Below are 22,748 nucleotides of genomic sequence, written 5' to 3' on the forward strand. Positions count from 1 at the left end.
ATCGAGCCACGCTGCGTAACCTCATCGGTGACAACGCTGAGGCATTGGTCTATCTATACGGGGCCTGCGACCGCAGGCGAACCTGGCGAGAGCTAGCGACGACCGGTGAGGTCGTCGACCGCTTCACCGACCAGACGTGGCACCTGAACCCCGGCCAGATGCGACCCTTTGTGGATCTCAGCATCGTTAACGAGGTGGACGTCATCGAGCAAGATCCCCCTACCGCGGACAAGTACGGCGCGTACTTCCGCAGCCTGTTCGCCGCCTGGGCACCGATCGCTTCCCCACAGGTCACCAGTGAAGCGCAGCGACTCGTCGGCCACGGTACCCGGAGCACTCCTGCAAAGCCCCAGGATTGACGGTTCATAACCGCTCTACAAGCTACAGCTGACTCCGGCAGGTCGAACCAGCGGCGACGCTGGCCCGCCCCGCGCCCACCCAGTCGCCCTACAGGAACACCGGTAGGGTGACCAGCCCGCGTAGTCGAAACGATTCCCGCCACCGGATGTCGTGGGCCGGCACGGCCAGCCGTATCCCGGGAAAGCGGTCGAGCAGGCTGGTGACGGCCACGGTCGTTTGGAGGCGGGCGAGTGGGACGCCCAGGCAGTAGTGAATGCCGTGCCCGAAGGACAGGTGCGGGCGCCGCATGCCGGTTGCACCGAGTTCGTCGGGTTCAGTGAACTGTGCGGGGTCGCGGTTCGCGCTGGCCAGACAGAGCCAGATGCGATCGCCGGCGGGAATCACCTGGCCGGCGATGGTGACGGGTTCACGGGCGAATCGTCGTACCGCCAGCGGGAAGGAGGGGTTCCACCGCAGGACGCCGTCGACGAGTTCGTCGAGGGCAAGTGATCCGGCACGGACCGCCTCGGGTAGCTCCGCGTTGGTGAGCAACGCGTGGGTTACGTTGCCGATGAGCGCGGCGGTGTTGTCGTAGCCAGCGAACATCAGCAGGAAGAGCATCGCGACGAGTTCGTCGTCGGTGAGCCGGTCGCCGTCCGCACGGGCGGCGAGGAGACCGGTCAGCAGGTCGTCGCCGGGCCGCGCTCTCTTGCGCGCCACCTGTTCGATCAGGAAGTGACGCATGTTGGCCATGGCCGATCGGGACTGGGCTGGCTGGTTGGCGTCGGCGGACAGCAGCGTGTTCGTCCACGTCCGAAAGTCGACACTGGTCTGGGTGGGCAAGCCGAGGAGTTCGTGCATGACCTGCAAGGGCAACGGTGACGCGAGGGAGCCGATCAGCTCCGCCTGGTCGTTGCCGACGAGATTGTCCAGCAGGGTGCTGACGATTCTCTTCACCGCGGGGCGCAGGTCGGCGATGCGGCGAGGGGTGAACGCGGCGGCTGCCAGACGTCGCAGCCGAGTGTGGTCAGGCGGGTCACGGTTGAGTAGATGCGCGTCCAGCTCGGGGGGCAGCGACGAACCGTGTTCACCATCGGTACTGCTGAAGCGTTTGTCGACCGACAGGCGCGGGTCGGTGAATGCCGCTCGTACGTCGTCGTAGCGGGTGACGAGCCACGCGGGGGCTCCGTCTGGCGTGCGGATGTGATGCACCGGAGCCTGATCCCGCAGCGCGTTGTACCGCCGGTGGGGGTCACGCAGCAGGAGCTGGTCGAAGACGGGAGCCGGTTGTGACGTCATGCCAACTCCTGGGCCGACGTGTGGAGTTGGCAGCGGCGACGATCGGTGTATCGGTGCAGCAGACCCTTGACTTCGTCGAGTATAGGAGCCTTCGTGGTGGCCGGTTGGGGTGGCATGCACCGGGATGGAGGGCTCGGATCACGGACTCCCGCCGCCTCGGCGGAAGGGGAACGTCACGCTGCTGAAGGCGACACACCAGCTGCTACCAGCTCCGGAACACGAATCGATGCACCGGTTTCAGGACCGCGCAGGTGAAATCGATTGAGGTGACCCGCTCGACCGGGGCAGTATGCCGCTCGTGACCCAGGCAACCTTGCGGACCGCGCGAATCCAACTCGTGCCGTTGGGCGACGATCACCTGGAGGGTGAGGTCCAGCTCGACGCAGATCCGGAAGTCATGCGCTATCTGGGCCGGCCGCGGCAGCGGGCGGAGGTGGAGCAGGTACATCGTCGGCGAATCGCCTCCGCGTCGGCGGTTCCCGGGCTCGGCTTCTGGGCCGGCCTGGTCGAGGGGGTGTTTGTCGGGTGGTGGATTTTGCAGGCGCCGGAGCGCGCGGATCAGGGCCCGGTCGAGGGGCAGGCGGAGTTGGGCTACCGGCTACTGCGCCGCTACTGGCGTCAGGGCCTGGCCAGTGAGGGCGCCTGTGAACTGATCCGGCACGGCTTCGCCGACCTGGGCCTGCACCGGATCTTCGCCGAGACGATGGCGGTCAACCTGCCCTCCCGCGCGACCATGGCGGCGGTCGGGCTGGACTACGTGCGTACCTTCCATCTGGACTTCGACGACCCGCTGCCCGGCGGTGCGCACGGTGAGGTCGAGTACGCGACGACCCGCCACCAGTGGTTGGCCAGCCAGAAGGGCCACGGACTTGGCTCGGGCTGTCGGCATGACGATTGAGCTCCGGGGCGGTCCTCGACTTCCGAGACCTAGACTTCCGAGACCTCGGCTTCACCGCTGGCGGGTTTGAGTCGATCAGGCAGAGGAGCCGAACGGTTCCGCACGGCGGCGCGGAACACTACCGGGAGAGATAGTCCGCGAGGCGAGCGGATCCGGTGAGCATCGCCCGACCGCGGGTAGTGATCCGCTCTCGCCACTGTTCGATCGACGCCGCCAGCGGGCCGGCCCCACCGGCGGCGCGCACCTGCTCGATCACCGCGGCGATGTGGTGGAGCAGGTAGCCCCCGCGTCGCAGAAGGTGGGCGAGTTCGGCATCGCGCACGTCCTCGGGTGAGTAGACCCGCGCGGTCCGGGACCGGGCTGGGGCCAGGATGCCCGCCCGCTCCCATTTTCGCAGCGTCGCTGGGGTGACACCGAGCCGGCGGGCGAGCACACCGACGGAGACCGACGCGGCCGGACCGGGCGTGGCCGAGGTGGATCCGGACGCCAGGACGATGGCAGCCGCGGCGACCTGGTCCAGGGTCTCCCGGTCGCGTTGCAGCAGTACGTGGGCAGCGTCGACGACGGCCAGGGCGGACGGGAGGTCGTCCCGGAGGACCGCCCTCATGATCTCCCCGGCTGACTGAAAGCCGTACCCCCGGACAAGCGCGACGTAGGCGGTCAGCGCGCCCACGTGGTCGTCGGTGTAGCTGCGGTAGCCGCTCGCCGTCCGGACAGCCGGCGGGATCACTCCGGCCGCCTCGTAGTTGCGGACCGCCTGCGCGGAGAGCCCGTGCGGCCGGGCCAGATCCACAGGCCGGTACACCGTCGTTTGAGACTTCAACGGCTGATCTCCCGGTCATCGATAGGCACAGTTTAAACCGAAGGTTCAACGATACGGTTAAGGTCATGGCTTTCGATACGGAGTTGCAGGCCCTTGTCCGTGCCCACCGGCCGCGGATGCTCGCGATCGGCGAGCCTTACCACGGTGAGCCGGCCTTTCCCCACCTGCGTAATCGGATCCTCGAAACCCTCGTCAAGCACGGTTTCCGGTCCATCGCCATCGAATCGGACCGGGCCGCCGGGCTCGCCGTCAACGACTACGTGCAGGGCCGCCGCGACGAGGTGGACCTGAGTGCCGGCATCAGCCACGGCTGGGGCACCCACCCCGCCAGCCGCGAACTGGTCGACTGGCTGCGCGCGCACAACGAGAAGCTGCCGCCCGACGAGCGGGTCACCTTCCACGGCTTCGACGCGCCAACCGAGATCACCGGCGCGCCCAGTCCCGGATCGATCCTGCGTGAGCTGCGCGACTACCTTGGCGACAGCGTGTCCGACCTGGACCGCCTCGTCGGCACCGAGGAGCGCTGGACCGCCCCCGAAATCATGTACGACGCGACGCGATCTCCCGGCCGGTCACCGGAGGCGACGGCGCTGCGCGGGATCGCCGAGGACTTCCGCACGCAGTTGTACGCCGACGCGCCCCGCCTGGTCCGGGAGACATCGCTGGAGTCCTGGAACCGCGCCACGGTACTCGCCAGCGTGGTTGTCGGCCTGCTCACCTACCACGGCGCGATGGCCGTACCGGGCACCCAGTCGCAGCGCATCGGTCGCCTGCTCGCCGTTCGGGATGCGCTGATGGCACAGAATCTGCTCGACATCGACGTCCACGAACGGGACCGGGGGCCGCTCCTGGTCTTCGCAAACAACGTCCACCTGCAACGGCAGCCGAGCCGGTGGGCCAGCCACTGGGATGGCCAGGACCTGGCGGCACAGTGGAACGGCGCCGGCTCGATCGTGTCCCCGCTGCTCGGGGAGAGGTACGTGTACGTGGCCGGCAGCCTCGGGGCGAGCGGGCCGGCCGGGCTCGGGCGGCCGGAGCCCGGCACCTATGAGGATCGGCTCGGCCCCGATACCGGGATCTTTCCACCCCCGACCGGCGAGGATCTACGCGAGCGGGTGGCCGACCTGCTCGGGCTGTTTTCGCTGGACGCCGCGACGGTCGAGAGCTGCGACGCGATCCTGCACCTCGGCTCCGAGCCGGGCGCGGCCGACGCCGCTCGGATCGCCGGCCTGGCCGGGGTGACCGAGACCCGGATCGCACCGGGGTCCGAGTCGCCGCCCTACACCTGGGGCGACCGGTTCTTCTTCACCGGCGCGGATCGGGTGCGGCCGTTCGCCACGATTGTCGGGCACGACGTCCCGGGCGTTGACGAGCGGTCCCGCCTGGCCGAGCCTGGACGGTACCGGCTCAACATCAAGGTGGGGCGTACCGAGTTCCGCAACCTGTTCGGCTACGGCCCGGAGGAGTTCCCCGCACACAGCGACGGGATCAACTTCGCGGAGCCGGACCGTCTGCTCCCCCATCCGGTCTACGCCGGGCAGGGCTGGGTCAGCGTCGTCAATCCGGGGCAGGCCACCGCGGCGGACGTGACCCGGCTGGTGGCCCGGGCCCGCTCCGGCAGCGGATCAGCAGAGTCTGCTGCCGGCTAGGGCGGTTGTCACGAGTTGCCGCAGCTCGGTGAGGTGCATCAGGCGGGCCGCCGCAACATAGACGGCGCAGCCGATGACGCCCGCCGTGATCACGGTGATCAGCGCCCCGGTGTTCGAGGAGCCGAGCAGCGGGGTGAGGGCGTGGACCGTGAGGCCAGCACAGCTGCTGGAGAGGCCGACAGCGACCGCTACCCGGGCATGGGTACGAAGCAGTCGACGCCCATCGATTCGGCCCAGTCGGCGGCGCAGGAGAAGGGCGGCAGCGCCGAGGCCCACCGTGTAGGCGACCGCGTACGCGAGGGGAACCCCGACCACGGCGTTGGCGCGAGGTAGTAGCCGCGACGCGGCGAAGCATCCGGCCACGCCGACGGCGGTGACTCCGACGGTGATGACCGCGGGGGTCTTGGTGTCCTGCAGGGCGTAGAACCCGCGTTGCAGAATCATGAATCCGGTGAACGGCACCAGGGCTACACCGAAGGCTGCCACCACCGCCCCCAGCAGGGCGATCGCCGACGGTGAACTGCGGCCGTAGGCGAACAACAGCGTGGCGATCTGTGGGCCGAGCACCGTCATGGCTACCGCGATCGGGGCGAGAGCGACGACGGCCAGCCGTACCGCCTGGGACAGGTCCTCGACGATGTGCCCGTGCTGGCGGCCGGCGGCGTGGCGACTGAGCCGGGGCAGCATGGCGGTCATCACCGACATGACGATGACCCCGAACGGCATCTGGAACACCGCGAGCGCGTTCTGGAAAGCGCTGACCCCGCCCGGTCCGCTGATCGAGGCGACCCGAGTGGCCACCGCGAGCAGGATCTGCGCGGCGAGGACCGACACGAGGACCCAGCCGCCGAGTTGGCCGATGCGGCGGATTCCGATACCCCGTGGGTTGAGCCGGGGCCGAAGGGTGAGGCCGCTGCGTGCCAACGCCCACACCACCAGGGTCATCTGGGCAAAGACGCCCGCGGTGGTGCCCACGGCGAGCAACAGCAGCTGCCCGGTGGGTATTGACGTGATGCTGGTGGTGCCGCCGATCGCCAGGTAGGTCAGGCCGACAGCGATCACAATCAGGCTGTTGACAACCGGCGCCCACATCGGCGCGGCGAACCGGCCCCGGGTGTTGAGCACAGCGCCAGCGGTGGCGCTGAAGCCGTAGAACAGGATCTGGGGCAGGAAGAACCGGCACAGCAGCACCGCCAGGTCGTGTTGCTCGCCAGAGAAGCCCGGCGCGTAGACCGCGACCAGCCATGGGGCTGAGATGATCGCTATCAGCGTGACCGCCCCGAGCCCGTAGCCGCCCAGCGACAGCAGCCGCTGGGCGTAGCTCACCCCGCCATCGGGTTCGGTCAGGGTGGCACGCACCAGCAGCGGCACCACCACGCTGGCCATCGCACCTCCGAGGACCAGCTCGTAGACGGCGTTGGGCAGGGTGTTCGCCACGTTGTAGCTGTCGAGCAGACGACTCCCCATTCCCAGGGCGGAGGCCAGCACCACCAGCCGGACGAAGCCGACGATCCGTGACACCAAGGTCGCCACCGCCATGGCCCGGCCCGCGCTGCCAAGGGAAGATTCTTCTGCCATGGCGATCTTCCTAGCGCACGGGCGCCCGCCCCGGAGCCCTGCCCCCGGCCCCGATTGGAGCACCAGGTGAGCATCGAGTCGGCGATTCCGCGGTTTGTGCAGGACGAGGAGTTCGATGGCTTCTCGGCCGGTCAACTCCTCGAGGTGACCAAGGCCATCACGATGATCATGTCCATTCCTCCGGCGGCTGCCAACCACGTTGACGCCGTCGCAATGGCGACCGGCCAGGGGGAAGAGTGGCGCTTCACCCACGCGATCCGGGTTTGGGAGGCAAACCCCCGCCTCCGCCACCTGCTGGTCACGAGCGGAAACCCGGCGGAGAAGACCTACACCGAGGTCACGCTCGACTATGTGCGTGGGCTCGGCCTCCGGCGCCGGGAAGGGCTCCTGCTGCAGCCGGACCCGTCCCCCAACACCGGCCGGCAGGCCGCGTGGATCGCTGACCAGGTGCATGCCAGTGCCATCACCAGCATGGCACTGGCCACCTCCCCCTACCATCTGCCGCGGTTCTATCTCACCGTCCTCAAGGAGTTGGAAAGACGTGGCATCCGGATACCCGTCGTCCCCGCTCCCGCGGCCGTCGCCCCGCAGACGCCGATCCCGGAGACCGGCGCCACCTCCTACGACCTGATTCCCGGCGAGGTGAAGCGCATCCTCATCTACCTGAACGAGGGCTGGCTCGCCACACCGCAGGAGCTGCGGCGGTACGTCTCCTGGCTGTGGAGCACTCACGGGTCTGGCTGGCTCGCACCCTGAGCCGTTCTCGGGGACGGCGCCGGCTCCGCTGCGCCGGCTGCACCGCCTTACTCAGTCTGTCGCCTCGGCTGCTGCCGACCGTGCCCGAGCCTTGCGGGTGGCGCGCAGTAGCAGTCCGGCGTAGAGCAGCAGCAGGGCGTCCTGGAGCAGCACGAACCAGCCGAGTCCCTGGGTCAGGAAGCTCCCGAAGCAACCGCAGTTGTCGACCGTCAGCCCGCGCGCGAACGCCTGTGTCGCCAGACCGGCCCAGGTCACCGCCACCCCCGTGTAGATCCAGACCGGGGTCAGCGCGCACGACCGCGGTCGGGTCAGTAGCCAGAGCCCACCGGCCAGTTCCGCCAGGATCAGCACCGCGGCCAGCCACGGCAGCGCCGCCGCGGGCGCGATCTCGTACGCGTCGAGGATGTCCGGCATCGCTGGCCACGAAGCAAGCTGGCCTGCTCCCATCGCCGTGAGGATGGCACCCAGGACAGCACGAAGCCACATGAGCCGACGCTAACGGCATAGCCCAGCTTGAGCACCCGAAACGAGACAACTAATGATTTCTCGGGCTTGAGGAACTATTCCGAAACCCAGGCAGCTGCCAGCGACCGCCTATTTACCGAAAGCACTTGAACGAATACGATCCGGTAGGTGCCTGGCCTGGATCGGGGTGACTGTGCACATTCCTTACGCGCCTGCCTTCGCTGCCCAGCGACCTGAGAAGTCCGTCGAGGTCTGCGTCGACAACGGCCTGGCCCAGGTCCGGACCTGGGACCGACGCACCGACCAGCGGCAGGTCCGCACCACCGCCCCGAACGGCGTGACCGGCTACGACATCGAACCCGACGGTCGGCACTTCTGGTGGTTCGACGCGAACCCGGCCGGGATCGGGCTCTGGCGACGGCAACCGTTCCGGCCCGCCGCTACCGACCCGACGACACCACCCCCCGCCCTCACCGGCCTGCCGCCCGGCCGGCAGGCCGGGATCGCCTTCGACGCTTCCGGCGGCCGGGTCGCGGTCGGCATCGGCACCGAAACCGAGACCCGGTGCTACGTGGGCAGACCCGGCGAAGCCGGGCAGCTGGTGGCCGCCGCGGCGGGCTACGCGACACTGGTCGATCTGACCGCTGACGGAGATACGGTCGCATTGGCCGGGCGGGCCGAAAGCGACACGGCGATCAGTGTCATTCGCCTCAGCGACGGCAGGCTCGACGTCGTAGCCGGCAGCTACCGCCGGCGAATCTGGGCGCTTGAGTTCCGCCCCGGCGACCGGTCCCACCCGCAGCTGCTGGTCATAGTCGAGACACCAGAGCGGTATCGGGTCGGCACCTGGCAGCGGGACCGGGGCATCGCACTGGCCGAAGCCCTCTCCTACGACACCGAGGTCACCGCCCACTGGTACGGCACGGATGGGCAGGTGCTCATCCAACACGACCACGCCGGTCGCAGCCGGCTACTGCTGGCCGACCTCACCAGCGGTGAACCCGCGGCCATCGCCACCCCACCCGGCACGATCCTGGATCTGACCTGCGCCCCCGGCGGCGACATCCACTACGTCTGGACCGGTGCGTCGGTGCCGCCCCAGCGCCGGGTCGCCGAACCCGGCGCAGCGGCTCGGGAGGCGCCGGAAGCGGCTGGCCCGGCGCAACCGACCGGAACAGCCCGGCGCAGCGAACTGTGGACCCATCAGCCCTACGGCCAGATCCACAGTTTCCTGGCCACCCCGCCCGGTGCCGGGCCGTGGCCGACCCTGTTCCTGGTCCACGGCGGGCCGTCTCTACACGACCGCGACGCCTACGACCCTCGGGTTGAACTGCTGGTGCGCGCCGGGTACGCGGTGGTGCGCACCAACTACCGCGGATCGACCGGGTACGGGCCGCAGTGGCAACGGGGATACGGCCATCGGGTCGGGCTGGCCCAGCTGGACGACCTCACCTCGGTACGGCGACACCTACTCCACCGCGGCGTCGCCGCACCAGGCCGGGTCGGCCTGTGCGGATACTCGTGGGGCGGGTACCTGGTTCTCCTCGCGATGGGAGTCACACCGGCCGACTGGTCGGTCGGCCTCGCCGTCGCCCCCATCGCCGACTACCCGGCCGCCTACCGCGGCACCACGGCAGCGCTGCGCGAGGTGGACGACGAACTCTTCGGCGGCGGGCCCGACGACGTACCGCAGCGATACCGCGCGGCCGATCCGATGACCTACCTGGACCAGGTACGTGGCCCCCTGTTCATCGCTGCCGCCAGCGACGACGACCGCTGCCCGCCGGGCCAGGTGCGGCGCTACGTCGCTGCACTACGCCACCGCCGGGTGCCGCACCAACTGCACTGGATGTCCGGCGGCCATCTCGGCGACGCCGCCAGCCAGACCCACGCGTTCGACGAGTTGCTCCGGTACGCCGGCCAGGCACTGGGACCGGACCGAACCCGGGCGGCCACAGCGGACGGCCGTCCGTACCAGCCAACCAGCCAGGGAAGGAGGTGATTCGCATGAAGCGACGCAGCGTACGGCATGACCCGATCGCCACCAACGAGCGGGAGCGCGGGGCGGTCGTGGTGAAGATGTTCCTCGACATGGACCGGGCAGTTGCGGCCGAACGGAGCGGCGGGACCGTTCCAGCGGCCGACAAGGTGGCGGCCAGCGAGTAACCACCAGTGGTGACCGCGAGTTCGACGGCTTCGTTCCGGAGCAGCCCGCTCCGGGACGGAGCCCACCAACGGAAGGATCCGCGATGAAGGTCGTCCTGGTCAGCATGCCGTGGGGTTCGATCGACGTTCCGTCGTTGGCGCTGGGCATCCTGCATACGGCGGCCAGCCGGGGTGGCCACGAAGTCGAGGTCCGCTACGCGAACCTCGACTTCGTCGACTGGGCGGCCCGAGCCACCAACCTCACGCTCGCCGACTACCAGTATTTCTCGGAATCTTCCTACTTCCTCGGCGCCGGCGACTGGGTCTTCTCCGGCCTGCTCGACGACGCAGACCGATCGTTCGACTCCTACGCCCGGCTGCTGGCCAGCAACGGCACCGCCGACGCCGAGATCGCACGGACCGGGTCGATGCACCGGGTGGTGCCCGAATTCATCCGCGGGCTGGCGACCGACCTGGCGGCGACAACGCCCGATGTCGTCGGTTTCACCACCACCTTCCAGCAGAATGCCGCCAGCCTGGCCGTCGCCCGGCTGCTGAAGCAACTACGGCCGCAGACCCAGATCGTGTTCGGTGGCGCCAACTGCGACGGGCCGCAGGGGGCGGCACTGCACCGCAACTTCCCCTACGTCGACTACGTCGTGCGGGGTGAGGGCGAGGTCGCCTTCCCGCACCTACTGGACGCGCTCGACCCGCTGACCACCGCGCCCGACCGGACGAAGCTGGCCAGGATCGCCGGCCTGTGCTGGCGGGACCGGGACGGGACGGGACAGGCCAACGAGATGTCGTCCACTCCCCTGCCGCCAACCCACATCGTCGCTCCCGACTACACCGGCTACCTGGAGCGACTGGACGCCTCGGTGGCGGCGGACTGGGTAGCCCCCAAACTGGTCGTCGAAGGCTCCCGCGGTTGCTGGTGGGGCGAGAAGCACCACTGTACGTTCTGCGGGCTCAACGGGTCGTTCATGCAGTTTCGTAGCAAGAGCCCAGCCCGCTTCCTCGACGAGCTCCTCGACCTGGCACGCCGCCACCAACTGCTCGACTTCATCGTCGTGGACAACATCCTGGACATGGCGTACTTCGACACGGTGCTGCGATGGCTGGCCGAATCGGAGTACGACCTGCGCCTCCACTTCGAAGTCAAGGCCAACCTGCGCCGGCACCACTTCCAGCAGCTGAGCGACGGCGGTGCCGTGCAGGTCCAGCCCGGGGTGGAAAGCCTCAGCACCAACGTCCTGCGGCTGATGGACAAGGGCGTCACCGGTTGCCAGAACGTACGGGCGTTGCGCGACGCGCAGAGCGCGGGCGTGACGGCGAGCTGGAACTACCTGTACGGGTTCCCCGGTGAGACGGCACGGGACTACACCAGCGTCGTCGCGCAGCTGCCGGCCCTGCACCATCTGGAGCCGCCGATCAGCTCCACCCGGATCGCCATCGAGCGGTACAGCCCCTACTTCGACCGCCCGGAACTGGGGTTCGCCATCCTGCGGCCGGCCCCCCAGTACGCCGAGATCTACCGGCTGCCCGAGACCGAGCTCGCCGACCTGGCGTACGTCTTCACGTCGGCGCCGAACGGCATCGACGGGGCCCAGGCCGCCGATCTCGACGCGGCACTCGGCACCTGGCAGGCGCAGTATCCGCTCAGCCGGCTTACGTACCAGGAGCTAGCCGACCGGATCGTGTTGGTCAGCCGACGCGCCAGCTACGACTGGACAGTGCTGGAGCTGACCACGCCGCCCGAGATCGAGCTGTTCCGGCTCCTGGGCCAGCCCCGTACGGTCGCGACCCTCGTCGCGAGGGTGCCCGGCGGGGCGGCGGCCGTCGAGCCGTTGCTGTCCCGGTGGACGGCGCTGGGCCTGCTGTTCCACGACGGCGGCTACCAGGTGCACCTCGCCGTGGAGTCCAACAATCAGGTACTGACCCGGATCGATCACCGCCGAGCTGTGGTCCGGCGACTTGAGGAGGAATCGCGTGCCACCGTCGTCGCCTGAGCTCGCCGAGCTGACCGAGTGGAGCGCAAGCGCGGTCGAGATCGAATTGTCCCGCGACTACGAGCCCACCACCGCCCGGGTCCCGGGAATGTCTCTCGGTACCCGACGGATCACCGGCCGGTGGGAACCCCTTGTCGCCGAGTTCTACCACCTCGGCGTCCGGCAGGTCCGGATCGCCGACCCGGTCGACCTGTGTCCGGACGCGGGCGTCGTCGCCGCCCGCACCCTGGTGTTGCTCCGGGAGCTGACCGCCTACGCGATCTCGGTGGATTGGGTAGCTCGTTGTCATGACGGCTGCGCGGGTCGAGGCCTGTTCAACCATCTGTGTCCGCCGGCTCGGGTGGATGGTGTCGACGACGACGCGGCGGTACGGGGCTGGCAGACGTCGTTCTTTCTGGGGATGTGCGTGTCCCGGCGGGGCCCGGGCTTCACCGAGGTACGCGACCGGCGGCTCGGCACGCTGGAGATGTACACCATCGACGAGCCAGCGCACCTGGCGGCGATCACCGAGTTGGCGGAGGGTGTCCCGGCCGGGCAACTGCCCGTTCCGGTACGCGAGGAGTTGACCGAGGCGCGGCTGGTCGCCGAGCAGTCCGGGTATCTGTGGTGGCTGCCGACCCGGGCGTACCGGTGGCCGTCTCCTGCCCTGAGCGTGTAGGTAGGCCCTTCTCTCGCCAGTCGCCCCAACCGCCCCAACCGCGAGGAGAGCCGTGGAGACCGTGACCGGCACGTCGACCCCGCCACCGGTGCCGTATATCGCCGATCCGTACCCGACGTTGGCCCGCATCCGCGGCAACGGCCCGGTATCGATCCTGCACAGCGACGAGGGCATCCCGATGTGGGTCATTGCCCGCTACCGGGATGTGCGGGCGGCGCTGGCCGACCCACGATTCGGGCAGGATGCCCGCCGCGCCCAGGCCCTGGCCGACAACCGGGTCGCCGGGGTTACCCTCGGCGGTGACATCGTCCACATGCTCAACAGTGACCCACCGGACCACACCCGGTTGCGGCGCCACGTTCAGGGCGCGTTCACCGCTCGACGGGTGGCGGCGATGCGACCACTGGTGGAACGCATCACCACCTCCTTGCTGGACGGAATCGCCGGTCGAACGACAGTGGACCTGGTGCAGGACTTCGCCTTCCCCCTGCCGATGTTGGTCATCTGTGAGCTGCTTGGCTTCCCTGCCGAGGAGCGAAACGCCTACCGTTCCTGGTCAACGGCGATCCTGACGCACGACGACGACCCTGCGGCCTTCGCCACGGCGTTGCGGGAAATGACCGACTACATCGCGGTTCAGCTACGGATACGACAGACCCGGCCCGGCGACGACCTCCTGACGGAGTTGCTGGCCGCGCGCGACGCGGGCCAGCTCACCGACGACGACATCATCGGCATGGTCTTCCTGCTCCTGATTGGTGGACACGAGACGACCGTCAACCTGCTCGGTACCGCCACCCTCGCCCTCATGCGCGACCCCGACCAGCACCGGTGGCTGCTGGCGAACCAGCACGCGCTGCCGGAGGCGATAGACGAGTTCCTCCGCTACGAGTCCCCGGTCGCCATGGCAACGCTACGGTTCACCACCACGCCCGTCGCTGTTGACGATGTCGTGATTCCCGCCGGTGAGCTGGTGCTGGTGTCGCTCGGCGGCGCCAACCGGGACCCCGACCGATTCCCGGACGCCGACCGTTTGATCCTCGACCGACGCGACACCGGACATCTTGCCTTCGGCCACGGCCTGCACCGCTGCCTCGGCGCGTTTCTCGGAAAACTCGAAGGTGAGGTGGCTCTCGGTGCCCTGCTGAGGCGGCACCCGAGGCTGGCGCTCGCCGCGGAGGTGCGGCAGCTCCGGTGGCGGGACACGATCATGTTGCGTGGACTGGAGTCACTTCCGGTATCCCTCGATGGCTGAGGCTACGACGGCGGTCACCTCCATCACTCGCCGGTTCCGGCCGCAGCTCAGCTTCGCTCCCCTGCGCACCCGCGGCTACCGGCTGCTGTTCGCGGCCGAATTGATCTCTGTCTTTGGTGATGCCTTTCACGCGGTGGCGCTTCCGTTTCTGGTCTATCAGTTCGGCGGCGGCGCGCGCGATCTCGGCCTACTGGTGGCCGGCTACGGGCTGTGCCGGCTGGTGACGACACCGCTGGGCGGGATCTTCTCCGACCGGATCGGCCCGTGGCCGGTGATGCTGATCTCTGACGTGATTCGGGTTCTCTTCACCGCCGGCATCGTCGTGGTCGCCGCGACCGGGGCTGGCGGCATGTTCGCCGTAGCGGTGTTGGTGGCCGGCACCGGACTGGGCTCCGGGCTGTTCCAGCCCGCTGCCTACGCGATCACCCCGCGGCTGCTGCCCGCCGAGCAGTTGCAGGCCGGCAACGGGTTACACAGCACCGCTACCTTCGCGGCCGGAATGATCGGTCCGGGTGTGGCCGGGCTCGTGGTGATCGCCCTTTCGCCAGCGGTGGCGTTCGGTGTGGATGCCGTGACCTTCGCCGTTTCGGCGGCCTGCCTGGCGATGATCGGCGGTGTGGGGCGCGCTGCGGCGATGCCGGTGGTGGCCGCCACCGGTGGCGGCGCGTCATCGCCGCCGCAGCCAGCCGACGGGGCGCCGCCGGCTGGTCCGGAGATCGGGTTCTGGCAGCTGCTTCGGGAGTCGGCGCTGTTGCGTACCGTGCTGCTGGTCACTGCGACCGCCAACCTCACGGTCGGCGGAATGGTCCGGGTGGGTCTACCGTCGCTGAACAACGATGATTTCGCCGCTGGTGCGGGTGGGCTGGGCGGTCTGCTCGCCGCTTTCACGGCCGGCTCGTTGGTGGGTGGGCTCTGCTCCGCCGGTGTGGCGGGGCTGCCCCGACGCGGATCGACGGCGATGGTCTCGGGCCTGGTGTTGGGTGGGGCCGTCGCGTTGGTGCCCTTCGCCGGCTATCTCGGCGCCGTGGTCGCGCTTTCGGTGGCCGGTCTCGCCAGCACCGTCACGAACGTGCTGGTGATCACGATCGTGCAGCAGAGCACCGCGCCGCACCTACTCGGCCGGGTGATGAGCGCGATCGTCTTCGCCGCGCTGAGTCTGTTTCCGCTCTCCACGATCGCCGCTGGCCTGGTGGCCGAAGCCTATGGCAGCACGGCGATCTTCCTCGCCACCGCGGCAGCGCTGTTGGCCGCGTTCGGCTACGGCTGCGCCCGCCGCGAACTACGGCAGCGGTGACGGTGGATCGACCCTGACCAGCGGACGTGGGCACGGGTAGCGGCGGGATTTACCCGGGACGCCCGCACCTAGTTTAATAAATGAGCGGTCATTTACTAATGTGGGGGGTGGTGCCGGTGGGACGTCCGCGCGGAGTTGACGATGCGGTGATCCTGCGTGCGGCGACGCAGGTCATGGGTCAGGTGGGTCCGGCGGGTCTCACGTTGGCCGCCGTGGCACGCGCGGTCGGACTGGCGCCGGCAACCCTGGTGCAACGCTTCGGCTCCAAACATGGCCTGCTCCTCGCCCTCGCCGACCAGACGGAGAAGGACATCAGCAAGCTGGTTGGGCGAGTGCGTCGCACGCACGACTCGGCGCTCGGGGCCCTGGCAGCGCTGATGGTGCGGTCCACGGCGGCGCTGAGCACCCCGGAGAGCTACGCCAATCACCTGGCGTTCCTGTGTATGGACCTCGGTGATCCGCAGCTCTACGAACGCGCCCTGGCCATTCACCACACCCAGCAACGAATGATCGAGCAGCTACTCACCGAGGCAGTGAGCACCGGCGAGCTCCGCACCAACAGTAGCCCCGCGGCGCTGGCCCGCACGGTGCAGGCGGTCACCGCCGGCGCCGGCCTGCACTGGGCGCTGGAGCGCGAAGGCGGCCTCGAACAGCGGCTCCGGCAGGAGCTCGACGCCGTGCTGGCGCCCCACCTGCCGCCGCACGCCAACCCTGATCTGGAGGAGTCATGACCATTGCCGCACGCCCGCTGGCCGGAAAGGTCGCCCTGGTCGCCGGCGGCACCCGCGGCGGCGGACGGGGCATCGCCGTCGAGCTCGGCGCAGCCGGCGCGACGGTGTACGTCACCGGGCGAAGCAGCGCCGGCGAACGCTCCGACCTCGCCCGGCCGGAGACCATCGAACAGACCGCCGAGCGGGTCACCGCCGCCGGCGGACTGGGTATCGCCGTTCGCACCGACCACAGCCGTCCCGACGAGGTCCAGGCACTCATCCACCAGGTCGCCGCCGAGCAGGACGGCCAACTCGACATCCTGGTCAACTCGGTGTGGGGTGGCGATCCGCTCACCGACTGGGAACATCCACTGTGGGAACAGGAGCTCGACATCGGGCTGCGGTTGCTGCGGCAGGCGGTGGAGACCCACATCATCACCAGCCGGTACGCGCTCCCCCTCCTGGTCGCCCGCCGCAGCGGCCTGGTGGTGGAGGTGACCGACGGCAACACCGCCCGCTACCGCGGCAGCCTCTTCTACGATCTGGCGAAGTCCGCGGTCATCCGCCTCGCCGTCGCCCAGGCGGCCGAGCTCAAGCCCCACGGCGTGGCGGCCGTAGCCCTCACGCCGGGCTTTCTCCGTTCGGAGGCTATGCTGGAACACTTCGGTGTCACCGAGGCCAACTGGCGCGACGGGGTGGCCCAGGACCCCAACTTCGCCCACTCCGAGACCCCGACCTACCTCGGTCGGGCTGTCGCGGCGCTGGCCGCGGACCCCAACATCCTGGCCAAGACCGGACGCGCCCTGGCCACCTGGGGCCTCTACCGGGAGTACGGGTTCACCGACGCCGACGGCAGCCAACCGGACTTCGCCGCCCACTGGGCCAAAAACCTGGCCGAACAGTACGGGCCCCTCGGAGAGCCACTGTGACCCGAGGCCGCTGCCGCCGCAGGCGCACCGTGACGGCAGCGGCATGGTTTTCGGCCGTAACGGGTATGGGCAGGGCATGATTCATAACACGATCGTGACGGTGGCTGAGAAGAGTCCGGACTTCCGAAGGGTGCTGTGGACCGGTAAGCATCTCCAACTGGTGGTCATGACGATCCCACCCGGGGGTGAGATCGGCGACGAGGTGCACGAGGATGCGGACCAGATTCTGACCTTCGTCAGCGGTGCCGGCGAAGCGCGGATTGCCGGCGAAAGGCGCGAAATCGTTCGGAGCAGTCAGATCGTGGTACCGGCGGGCACCAGGCACAACTTTGTCAATACCGGGCAGAACCCGTTGGTGCTCTACACGATCTACAGCCCGCCACAGCACGCCGACCAGGCGGTGCACCGCACCAAGGAGGCGGCCGACGCGGCCAAGACCGCGGGCACGGACGAGCCGCCAACCGGCTGAGCTCCGGTGGGCTCGCGGCCTCAACGACGACGATCCGCCAGTCGGGCTGGCCCGGCCGAGACGACTTCTTCCTGCCAGCCCACGTTCCCCGCCAGCACAGCACTGCCCCTGATCTTGGTCCCGTGGTATCAGGACTGTCAGGTGAGGGCCACCCCGATTTCGCCAAGGTGCCGGGCGCTGAACCGCTGAGCCCTCGCTCGCCCTCCGAAAGAGGGCGAACGGGGGCCGGGTTCGGCGTGGGGCGGGTCAGTAGGACGCGCTCAGGGAAATCCTTGAGGAGGGTCCCGGTCGCGGCGGGGCGCTCAAGGCCCGGGAGGTGCCCGCCCCACGGCAGTTGTACGTGCCGGGCATCGGAGAGGCGGTCGGCCAGGTCGACGGCGACCTGCTGGAAGTAGGCCAGGTCGTGCTTGCCCGACACGATCAGGGTGCAGGCCGTGATCGTCGACAGCGCGCAGTCCGCCTCCAGTTGGTCGTACTCCTCCTCTGCGGCGAGGAGACATCAAACCGAGAGAGCTTCAGGTGACGGAGGTCTCAGGTATTGCGTGCTACCACACACGTGCCCGTAGGGTCACGGTGATCTGGTTGTCGCATGGGGGGCCAAACCGAGTGCAGTACGTACGTTTGGGCGGGACAGGGCTGAAGGTCTCGCGGATCTGCCTGGGAATGATGAGCTACGGCGATCGCGGCAAGAGCGACGGGTGGGTGCTCAGCGAAGACGCCGCCGAACCTCTCGTCCGGCGGGCGGTGGATGCCGGAGTCACCTTCTTCGACACCGCCGACATGTACTCGTCAGGAACGAGTGAGGAGGTCACCGGCCGTCTGCTGGGCAAGACCTTCTCGCGGCGGGACGACTACGTACTTGCCACGAAGGTCTTCTTTCCAATGGGCAGCGGGCCCAACGACGGTGGGCTATCCCGCAAGCACATTCACACTGCCATTGACGAGTCGCTGCGCCGGCTCGGCACCGACCATGTGGACCTTTACCAGATCCACCGCTGGGACGACCAGACACCGATCGAGGAAACGATGGAGGCCTTGCACGAGGTGGTGCGCGCTGGGAAGGCCCGGTACCTCGGTGCCTCCAGCATGGCCGCCTGGCAGTTCGCCAAGGCGCAACACACTGCCGACATGTCCGGGTGGACCCGGTTCGTTGCCATGCAGAATCACTACAACCTGCTCTACCGAGAAGAAGAACGGGAGATGATCCCGCTCTGCCGCGACCAGGGAGTCGGCGTCATTCCGTGGAGCCCACTGGCCCGTGGACTGGTCGCCCGCGCCGGAACCGCCGAGGTCGCGGCCACCGCTCGTGCGTCCAGCGGCGACGCCGACCGCAGGGAGACGTTGTACGGGCGCGGCGACGAGCGGATCCTGCACCGGGTGGCCCAAGTCGCCAACGAGTGCGCTCTCCCACCAGCACAGATCGGCCTCGCCTGGCTGCTGGGTAGGTCTGGGGTGACCGCCCCCATCGTCGGGGCTACCAAGGAACGGCACATTGATGATGCTGTCGCGGCGGTAGACGTTCCGCTGACCGAGAATCAGATCGAATACCTCGAAGAGCCCTACCAGCCGCAGGCCGTCCGCATGTAACCGTGCAGTGGCGAGTCTTGCCGTTCGGCCATGTCGGCCCAAGCGGCTGGCGGAGTCACCCATTCGCACAACGTCCCCCGGCTACCCACGATCCGTTCGGCATCGCGTATCAAGTGCACCGGGCCGCCTGGGAGATCGCGCTCCATTTCGGTCGGCAGGGCGAGAGCCATAGGACCGCTCCGGGGTCGGGAAGACCGGTACAGCGGTTAGCGCTGGGAATGATCTTGCGGTGAGGTCTCACTCAAACATTCGCGTGATATGCGCTCACCGTAGCGACCGCCGCCAGCCGTCCGCCCAGCAACCCGCCCTCCCAAACCCACATCGAAAACAAGACACCACAACGTCTCGTTCAAGTCCAGTTTCGATAGAGGGCCCACCCGACTGGCAGGGGCACGTAATCTAAGTGTCTTGCATTCGTGTTCTTGGCTCGTCCAGCAATCACGGTCAGTCCCGCCGAGCATGGTGCTGGCAGCGAGATCTGCATCCACGATCATCGTGTGATGACGCGAGTTGTTCCGTGCGGCGGGGCCTGATTCGTGTCACGCGTCGGCGGGCCACGCGCGGCGTACGGCGTCGAGGGCGGTTTCCCGGTCGGTGCCAGCAGCCGTGCCTGCCGCAGGCAGGCGGCCGTGTGCAGTTAGCCGGCGGATCAGGTCGTCGAGGCAGGTGGTGAGGTCGTTGAGCGCGGAGAATTCGTAGTGGGCGCTGTCGACTGACCCTGTGGTCAGGTTGGCTGTTTCGAGTTCGGCCTCACCGCTGGTCCAGACGATCAACCAGCCGACGAGATCGCCGTTGGTGCAGTCGATCCAGGCTGCGGACTTGTTGTAGGTGGGGCCTCGGTGTAGCTGCCATTGGATGCCAATGTTGTGCAGTTGCGGGGCGCGGGCTTACACGGTGGCGGCGAAGTCGTCGAGGTCCAGTTCCATCACACTGGCGATGTTAGGGCGGTTACGGGTCTGCGCTGGTAAGGGACCCAGGACAAACCATGGGTTGTTGTCGCCCAGCACCGCGCCGGTCACCGGGGTGGCTGGGCGGACGACGCGGTACTGTTCGGTGCCGAGCCGTCCCTGATGTACCCGGACCTTGAGGTTCATCCGGTGGCGAGCTGCATGCGTGCGTGCATCAGCGCGAATCCGAGGAGGTTGCTCCCGCGCCATCGGGCAGGATCGTGTGCGCGGGGGTCCGTGGCGGACAGGCCAATGCCCCAAACGCGATCCACCGGACTGGCTTCCACCAGTACCCGGTTGCCCGTGCGAGACAGGTACTGCCCGAGGTCAGGGTGCTGGCTGAACTTGGCCACATTGCCGGCGACGACCAGGTCGAAGCAGTGCGCATCCCAGGTGGCCTGGTCGAAGCCGCGGACCTGCCGGCCCAGAGCCTTGACCGCCCCCGGGTGCGGCGTCGTGAGTATCCGCGCGGCAGTCGTTTCGTCGCCGAACAGGCGGGCCTTGCCGACCATCATGTAGTGCTCGGCCGTGGCGTAGCGGATCCCGTTGACGACGAATGGAGCCAGCCACCACTGGCTCAGGCACCCCGGCCCGATGCTGCCGTCCGATTGGGGCTGGTGCCCCCAGAACAACAGGTACTTGACCCGACCGCCCGCAGCGGCGCGCGCCCGCAACTCAGGCAGGCTCCGCGGCGGGGAGGCGGTCTCGGGCATGTCCAGCAGGGTGCCAGAATCGTGCGGTCACGCGCCATCGGGTTTGCCTGCCATGCGTGTCTCCAGGCTGCGTACCCGTTCCCGCAGTAGGAGCTACTGAGCCTCTCCAAGTTGATCTTGCAGCTCAGGACGGGTGCGGGGGCCCGGTAACCTCCCGCATCTCGCATCAGATGCGGGATCGTCGCATTCGACGCGACCCACCTGTCGAACATGCAGGTCAGGGTAGGCGGATTCGCCCCCTCACGGCAGGGAGCCATCTCCACCAGGTCTACAGTCGTCGAAACCGCTACTCCCGCGACCAGCAGCGCCATCCTCGGCCACAGGTCGGACGCGGACTGTCTTCTATTCGCATCAGATCGAATACGCGGCGGTTTGCTGGCGGAACCTGGAACCGCTACCCCGGAGGCAGTAACGCCGAACCGTAACTCGCCTGCTCAAGACGATGTCGATCGCCTACTGTCACGAGGTGCCTGACCAGAGCGGCGACGACAACCTCCACGTGATAGTCCGATGCCAAGACGACCCGACGGTGTCCATCCGCCTGCACGACCGTTCCTTCCCCGACGAATACGGCATCTGCTTCGCGGTCGAAGCCCGCGCACAGGGCCTACATGCCGAACTACCCGGCACTGAGATGTGGGGCTGGGACGAAGCCTGGCTTTCTGACTTCATCAGTCAGCTCGCCGCCGACTACCGCGGCTGGGCCGACGAGCGAACCTGGCAGGCCAACCACCTCACCGTTCGCGCTACCTTCCACTCCGGAGGTCACGTGGCGCTCACCTGGCAGCTCCAACCCTGGGTAACCCGCTCTGATGCCTGGCAGGCGTCGATCACCACCTGGCTCGAAGGCGGGGAGCAGATGAGCAATCTCGCCGCGGACCTCCGCGAGTTCCTACCCAACCCCGGTCCGACCAACTAGCTACCACGGCATCACCCCGCAACCGCACCTCTGCCTTCGACCACCGCGGTTCGCTGCGCTCCGTAACCGAAGCCTGCTCGGACGGACGAATACCAGCTACATCGAATAGGTGACTCTGCCAGTCGGCCAGGCCAGGGAGGCACCCGGGCTGCGCCACACTCTCCGCCGTCAGCAGCTACTGCTACCGCCGCCGCTGTCTCCGCCGGAGGAAGCTTCACCGCTGCCCCCGCCGGAGAACCATCCGCCCCCACTCGAATCGCTGTCGCAGGAGGCACCACCGTCGCCGTCTGCCGTGACGCTGGGTGCCGACGATGCGTACGCCGACGAGCCGCGCCGGCCCGTCGGCGTACGCCGACGCCCGAGGAACCAGAAGGTGAGGACGGCCGCGGCGAGCAGCACGACGAGAATCTCCATATCGACGACGATACGGAAGTCGATCAACCTCTTGCGCGGGCCGCCGGGCCGTACGTCCCGCAACCCGTCACCGCCCCCAGGTTGACGGCGAGCGTGGTCTCGCCCACGCCGCCCTTTTGGTTGGCGATGACATGGACCTGAGTCATGCCGGCTCCGTTCCATGTACTTCCCTGGCCGTTTGCGGCCGAGGCACTTCGGATGCCGCCCCATGCTAGATCCATCTCCGGCCTGCTCAGAAGCGTGGTCCGCCCCGGAGTGTCATCGTTAACCGCGGCTAATCGCCGATAGGCGCTCGCAGCCGTTTTGATTGCCTACGTCACGAGAGACTCACGTCTTGACGTGGGTGTCATCGGTGTCTGATTGGCGCCCAGTATGGGGTGTGGTCGGGGCACGGTGGTGGCGGAATCTCGGCGGGCGTCCGGGCGTTACACCCTGCGTACGGCCGAGGAAGCGCCCCGCCGATGGCGGGTGCCGCGCGTGAGTGAGCCCCGGAATGACGGCGGTCCGCCGGTCGTTACACATGGACCCGGCACCGTGCGCGTCTCGTGGACCGCGGTAGTCGAGGATCTTCTTCCCCTGTTTCTTTTGAGCGCCGGACGGTGCTTGCACCCTGCCGCCTGACCCCCCTTTCGGGCGTGTGTGTGGGTGTCGACCCCCGAATGGAGCAACCCCCATGAACACGATTCTGCGTCGTAGTGTCCTTGGTGTCGCTGGTCTGGCCCTGTCCACCGGTGTCATCGCCGGCCCCCTGGGCACCCTGACCGACACCACCCCCGCCCCGGCCTCGGCCGCCGCTGCGGCGGTGCAGGCGGACAAGCCGGATATGGGCACGCTGATCCCGCACGGCACCCAGGGCGAGCAGTCCCGCATCACCCTCGGCGACGAGCAGACC

Annotated in this window: 24 protein-coding genes and 1 pseudogene; 16 read left to right on the forward strand and 9 right to left on the reverse strand. The window is 68.4% G+C overall.

Annotated elements, in window-relative coordinates; all coding sequences use genetic code 11:
• Nucleotides 1–359, forward strand: a 359-nt coding sequence (locus tag T398_RS25090) for a DUF6817 domain-containing protein (RefSeq protein WP_496450301.1), incomplete at its 5' end; no start/stop codon positions are given.
• A gap of 88 nt (nt 360–447) precedes the next feature.
• Here T398_RS25090 and T398_RS25095 read toward each other — a convergent pair.
• Complete coding sequence (locus tag T398_RS25095) at nt 448–1,638, reverse strand: cytochrome P450 family protein (RefSeq protein WP_496450302.1); 1,191 nt, start codon at nt 1,636–1,638, stop codon at nt 448–450.
• 289 nt (nt 1,639–1,927) lie between these two features.
• On the opposite strand from T398_RS25095, the gene T398_RS25100 reads away from it, so the two are divergent.
• Nucleotides 1,928–2,536, forward strand: a complete 609-nt coding sequence (locus T398_RS25100) for a GNAT family N-acetyltransferase (protein WP_496450303.1) — start codon at nt 1,928–1,930, stop codon at nt 2,534–2,536.
• Nucleotides 2,537–2,654: 118 nt separating this feature from the next.
• Here T398_RS25100 and T398_RS25105 read toward each other — a convergent pair whose 3' ends face one another.
• Entirely contained in the window at nt 2,655–3,341 is a 687-nt protein-coding gene (locus T398_RS25105) for a MerR family transcriptional regulator (protein WP_496450304.1), read from the reverse strand.
• A gap of 83 nt (nt 3,342–3,424) precedes the next feature.
• On the opposite strand from T398_RS25105, the gene T398_RS25110 reads away from it, so the two are divergent.
• Nucleotides 3,425–5,008: a DUF6194 family protein gene (locus T398_RS25110; RefSeq protein WP_496450305.1), complete on the forward strand. Its 1,584-nt coding sequence runs from the start codon at nt 3,425–3,427 to the stop codon at nt 5,006–5,008.
• On the opposite strand, the gene murJ is transcribed toward T398_RS25110, so the two are convergent.
• Complete coding sequence (gene murJ / locus T398_RS25115; RefSeq protein WP_496450321.1) at nt 4,985–6,547, reverse strand: murein biosynthesis integral membrane protein MurJ; 1,563 nt, start codon at nt 6,545–6,547, stop codon at nt 4,985–4,987. The genes T398_RS25110 and murJ overlap by 24 nt on opposite strands.
• 105 nt (nt 6,548–6,652) lie before the next feature.
• Here murJ and T398_RS25120 point away from each other — a divergent pair, with 105 nt between their 5' ends.
• On the forward strand, nt 6,653–7,342 hold the full coding sequence (locus T398_RS25120; protein ID WP_496450306.1) for an ElyC/SanA/YdcF family protein: 690 nt from the start codon (nt 6,653–6,655) through the stop codon (nt 7,340–7,342).
• Nucleotides 7,343–7,393: 51 nt separating this feature from the next.
• Here the strand turns inward: T398_RS25120 and T398_RS25125 are convergent, their stop codons facing one another.
• Nucleotides 7,394–7,828: a MauE/DoxX family redox-associated membrane protein gene (locus tag T398_RS25125; RefSeq protein WP_496450307.1), complete on the reverse strand. Its 435-nt coding sequence runs from the start codon at nt 7,826–7,828 to the stop codon at nt 7,394–7,396.
• Nucleotides 7,829–7,994: 166 nt separating this feature from the next.
• On the opposite strand from T398_RS25125, the gene T398_RS25130 reads away from it, so the two are divergent.
• The 10 genes from T398_RS25130 to T398_RS25175 all read left to right on the forward strand — a co-directional run bounded on the left by T398_RS25130 (nt 7,995) and on the right by T398_RS25175 (nt 18,863).
• The gene (locus T398_RS25130) at nt 7,995–9,809 is read left to right on the forward strand and encodes an alpha/beta hydrolase family protein (RefSeq protein ID WP_496450308.1); all 1,815 of its coding nucleotides are present in this window, start codon (nt 7,995–7,997) and stop codon (nt 9,807–9,809) included.
• A gap of 5 nt (nt 9,810–9,814) precedes the next feature.
• A complete protein-coding gene (locus tag T398_RS25135; RefSeq protein ID WP_496450309.1) occupies nt 9,815–9,973 on the forward strand; it encodes a hypothetical protein in 159 nt (52 codons plus the stop codon).
• An 83-nt stretch (nt 9,974–10,056) separates the two neighbouring features.
• The gene (locus tag T398_RS25140) at nt 10,057–11,961 is read left to right on the forward strand and encodes a RiPP maturation radical SAM C-methyltransferase (protein WP_496450310.1); all 1,905 of its coding nucleotides are present in this window, start codon (nt 10,057–10,059) and stop codon (nt 11,959–11,961) included.
• A complete protein-coding gene (locus T398_RS25145; protein ID WP_496450311.1) occupies nt 11,942–12,619 on the forward strand; it encodes a DUF5825 family protein in 678 nt (225 codons plus the stop codon). Before T398_RS25140 ends, T398_RS25145 begins: the two co-directional genes overlap by 20 nt.
• 52 nt (nt 12,620–12,671) lie before the next feature.
• A complete protein-coding gene (locus T398_RS25150) occupies nt 12,672–13,874 on the forward strand; it encodes a cytochrome P450 family protein (protein ID WP_496450312.1) in 1,203 nt (400 codons plus the stop codon).
• Nucleotides 13,867–15,168, forward strand: a complete 1,302-nt coding sequence (locus T398_RS25155; RefSeq protein WP_496450313.1) for an MFS transporter — start codon at nt 13,867–13,869, stop codon at nt 15,166–15,168. The genes T398_RS25150 and T398_RS25155 overlap by 8 nt, the downstream gene beginning before the upstream one ends.
• A 107-nt stretch (nt 15,169–15,275) precedes the next feature.
• Nucleotides 15,276–15,899 (forward strand): TetR/AcrR family transcriptional regulator, encoded by a 624-nt coding sequence (locus T398_RS25160; protein ID WP_496450322.1) that lies wholly within the window; start codon nt 15,276–15,278, stop codon nt 15,897–15,899.
• Complete coding sequence (locus tag T398_RS25165; RefSeq protein WP_496450314.1) at nt 15,896–16,807, forward strand: SDR family oxidoreductase; 912 nt, start codon at nt 15,896–15,898, stop codon at nt 16,805–16,807. The genes T398_RS25160 and T398_RS25165 overlap by 4 nt, the downstream gene beginning before the upstream one ends.
• 43 nt (nt 16,808–16,850) lie before the next feature.
• The gene (locus tag T398_RS25170; RefSeq protein ID WP_496450315.1) at nt 16,851–17,276 is read left to right on the forward strand and encodes a cupin domain-containing protein; all 426 of its coding nucleotides are present in this window, start codon (nt 16,851–16,853) and stop codon (nt 17,274–17,276) included.
• Nucleotides 17,277–17,939: 663 nt separating this feature from the next.
• Nucleotides 17,940–18,863, forward strand: a complete 924-nt coding sequence (locus tag T398_RS25175; protein WP_496450323.1) for an aldo/keto reductase — start codon at nt 17,940–17,942, stop codon at nt 18,861–18,863.
• Nucleotides 18,864–19,402: 539 nt separating this feature from the next.
• Here T398_RS25175 and T398_RS25180 read toward each other — a convergent pair.
• From T398_RS25180 to ybiA, 3 genes are read right to left on the reverse strand one after another with little or no spacing between them, the layout of a single operon-like run.
• Complete coding sequence (locus T398_RS25180) at nt 19,403–19,735, reverse strand: immunity protein TriTu family protein (protein ID WP_496450324.1); 333 nt, start codon at nt 19,733–19,735, stop codon at nt 19,403–19,405.
• A 15-nt stretch (nt 19,736–19,750) separates the two neighbouring features.
• Nucleotides 19,751–19,957, reverse strand: a complete 207-nt coding sequence (locus T398_RS25185) for a hypothetical protein (protein ID WP_496450316.1) — start codon at nt 19,955–19,957, stop codon at nt 19,751–19,753.
• The gene (gene ybiA / locus T398_RS25190; RefSeq protein WP_496450317.1) at nt 19,954–20,523 is read right to left on the reverse strand and encodes a riboflavin biosynthesis intermediates N-glycosidase; all 570 of its coding nucleotides are present in this window, start codon (nt 20,521–20,523) and stop codon (nt 19,954–19,956) included. Before ybiA ends, T398_RS25185 begins: the two co-directional genes overlap by 4 nt.
• A gap of 442 nt (nt 20,524–20,965) precedes the next feature.
• On the opposite strand from ybiA, the gene T398_RS25195 reads away from it, so the two are divergent.
• Entirely contained in the window at nt 20,966–21,442 is a 477-nt protein-coding gene (locus T398_RS25195; RefSeq protein ID WP_496450318.1) for a DUF6228 family protein, read from the forward strand.
• Nucleotides 21,443–21,610: 168 nt separating this feature from the next.
• Here T398_RS25195 and T398_RS25200 read toward each other — a convergent pair whose 3' ends face one another.
• Both T398_RS25200 and T398_RS25205 read right to left on the reverse strand, forming a co-directional pair.
• Nucleotides 21,611–21,856 carry a hypothetical protein gene (locus tag T398_RS25200; protein ID WP_496450319.1) on the reverse strand — a complete coding sequence of 82 codons (246 nt, stop codon included), beginning with the start codon at nt 21,854–21,856 and terminating at the stop codon, nt 21,611–21,613.
• Nucleotides 21,857–21,879: 23 nt separating this feature from the next.
• Nucleotides 21,880–22,002, reverse strand: a complete 123-nt coding sequence (locus T398_RS25205) for a ParA family protein (RefSeq protein ID WP_496450320.1) — start codon at nt 22,000–22,002, stop codon at nt 21,880–21,882.
• A gap of 527 nt (nt 22,003–22,529) precedes the next feature.
• Between T398_RS25205 and T398_RS25210 the strand changes: the two are divergent.
• Nucleotides 22,530–22,748, forward strand: a pseudogene (locus T398_RS25210) (hypothetical protein); the annotation flags it as partial.

The organism is Salinispora goodfellowii (genome assembly GCF_059570675.1).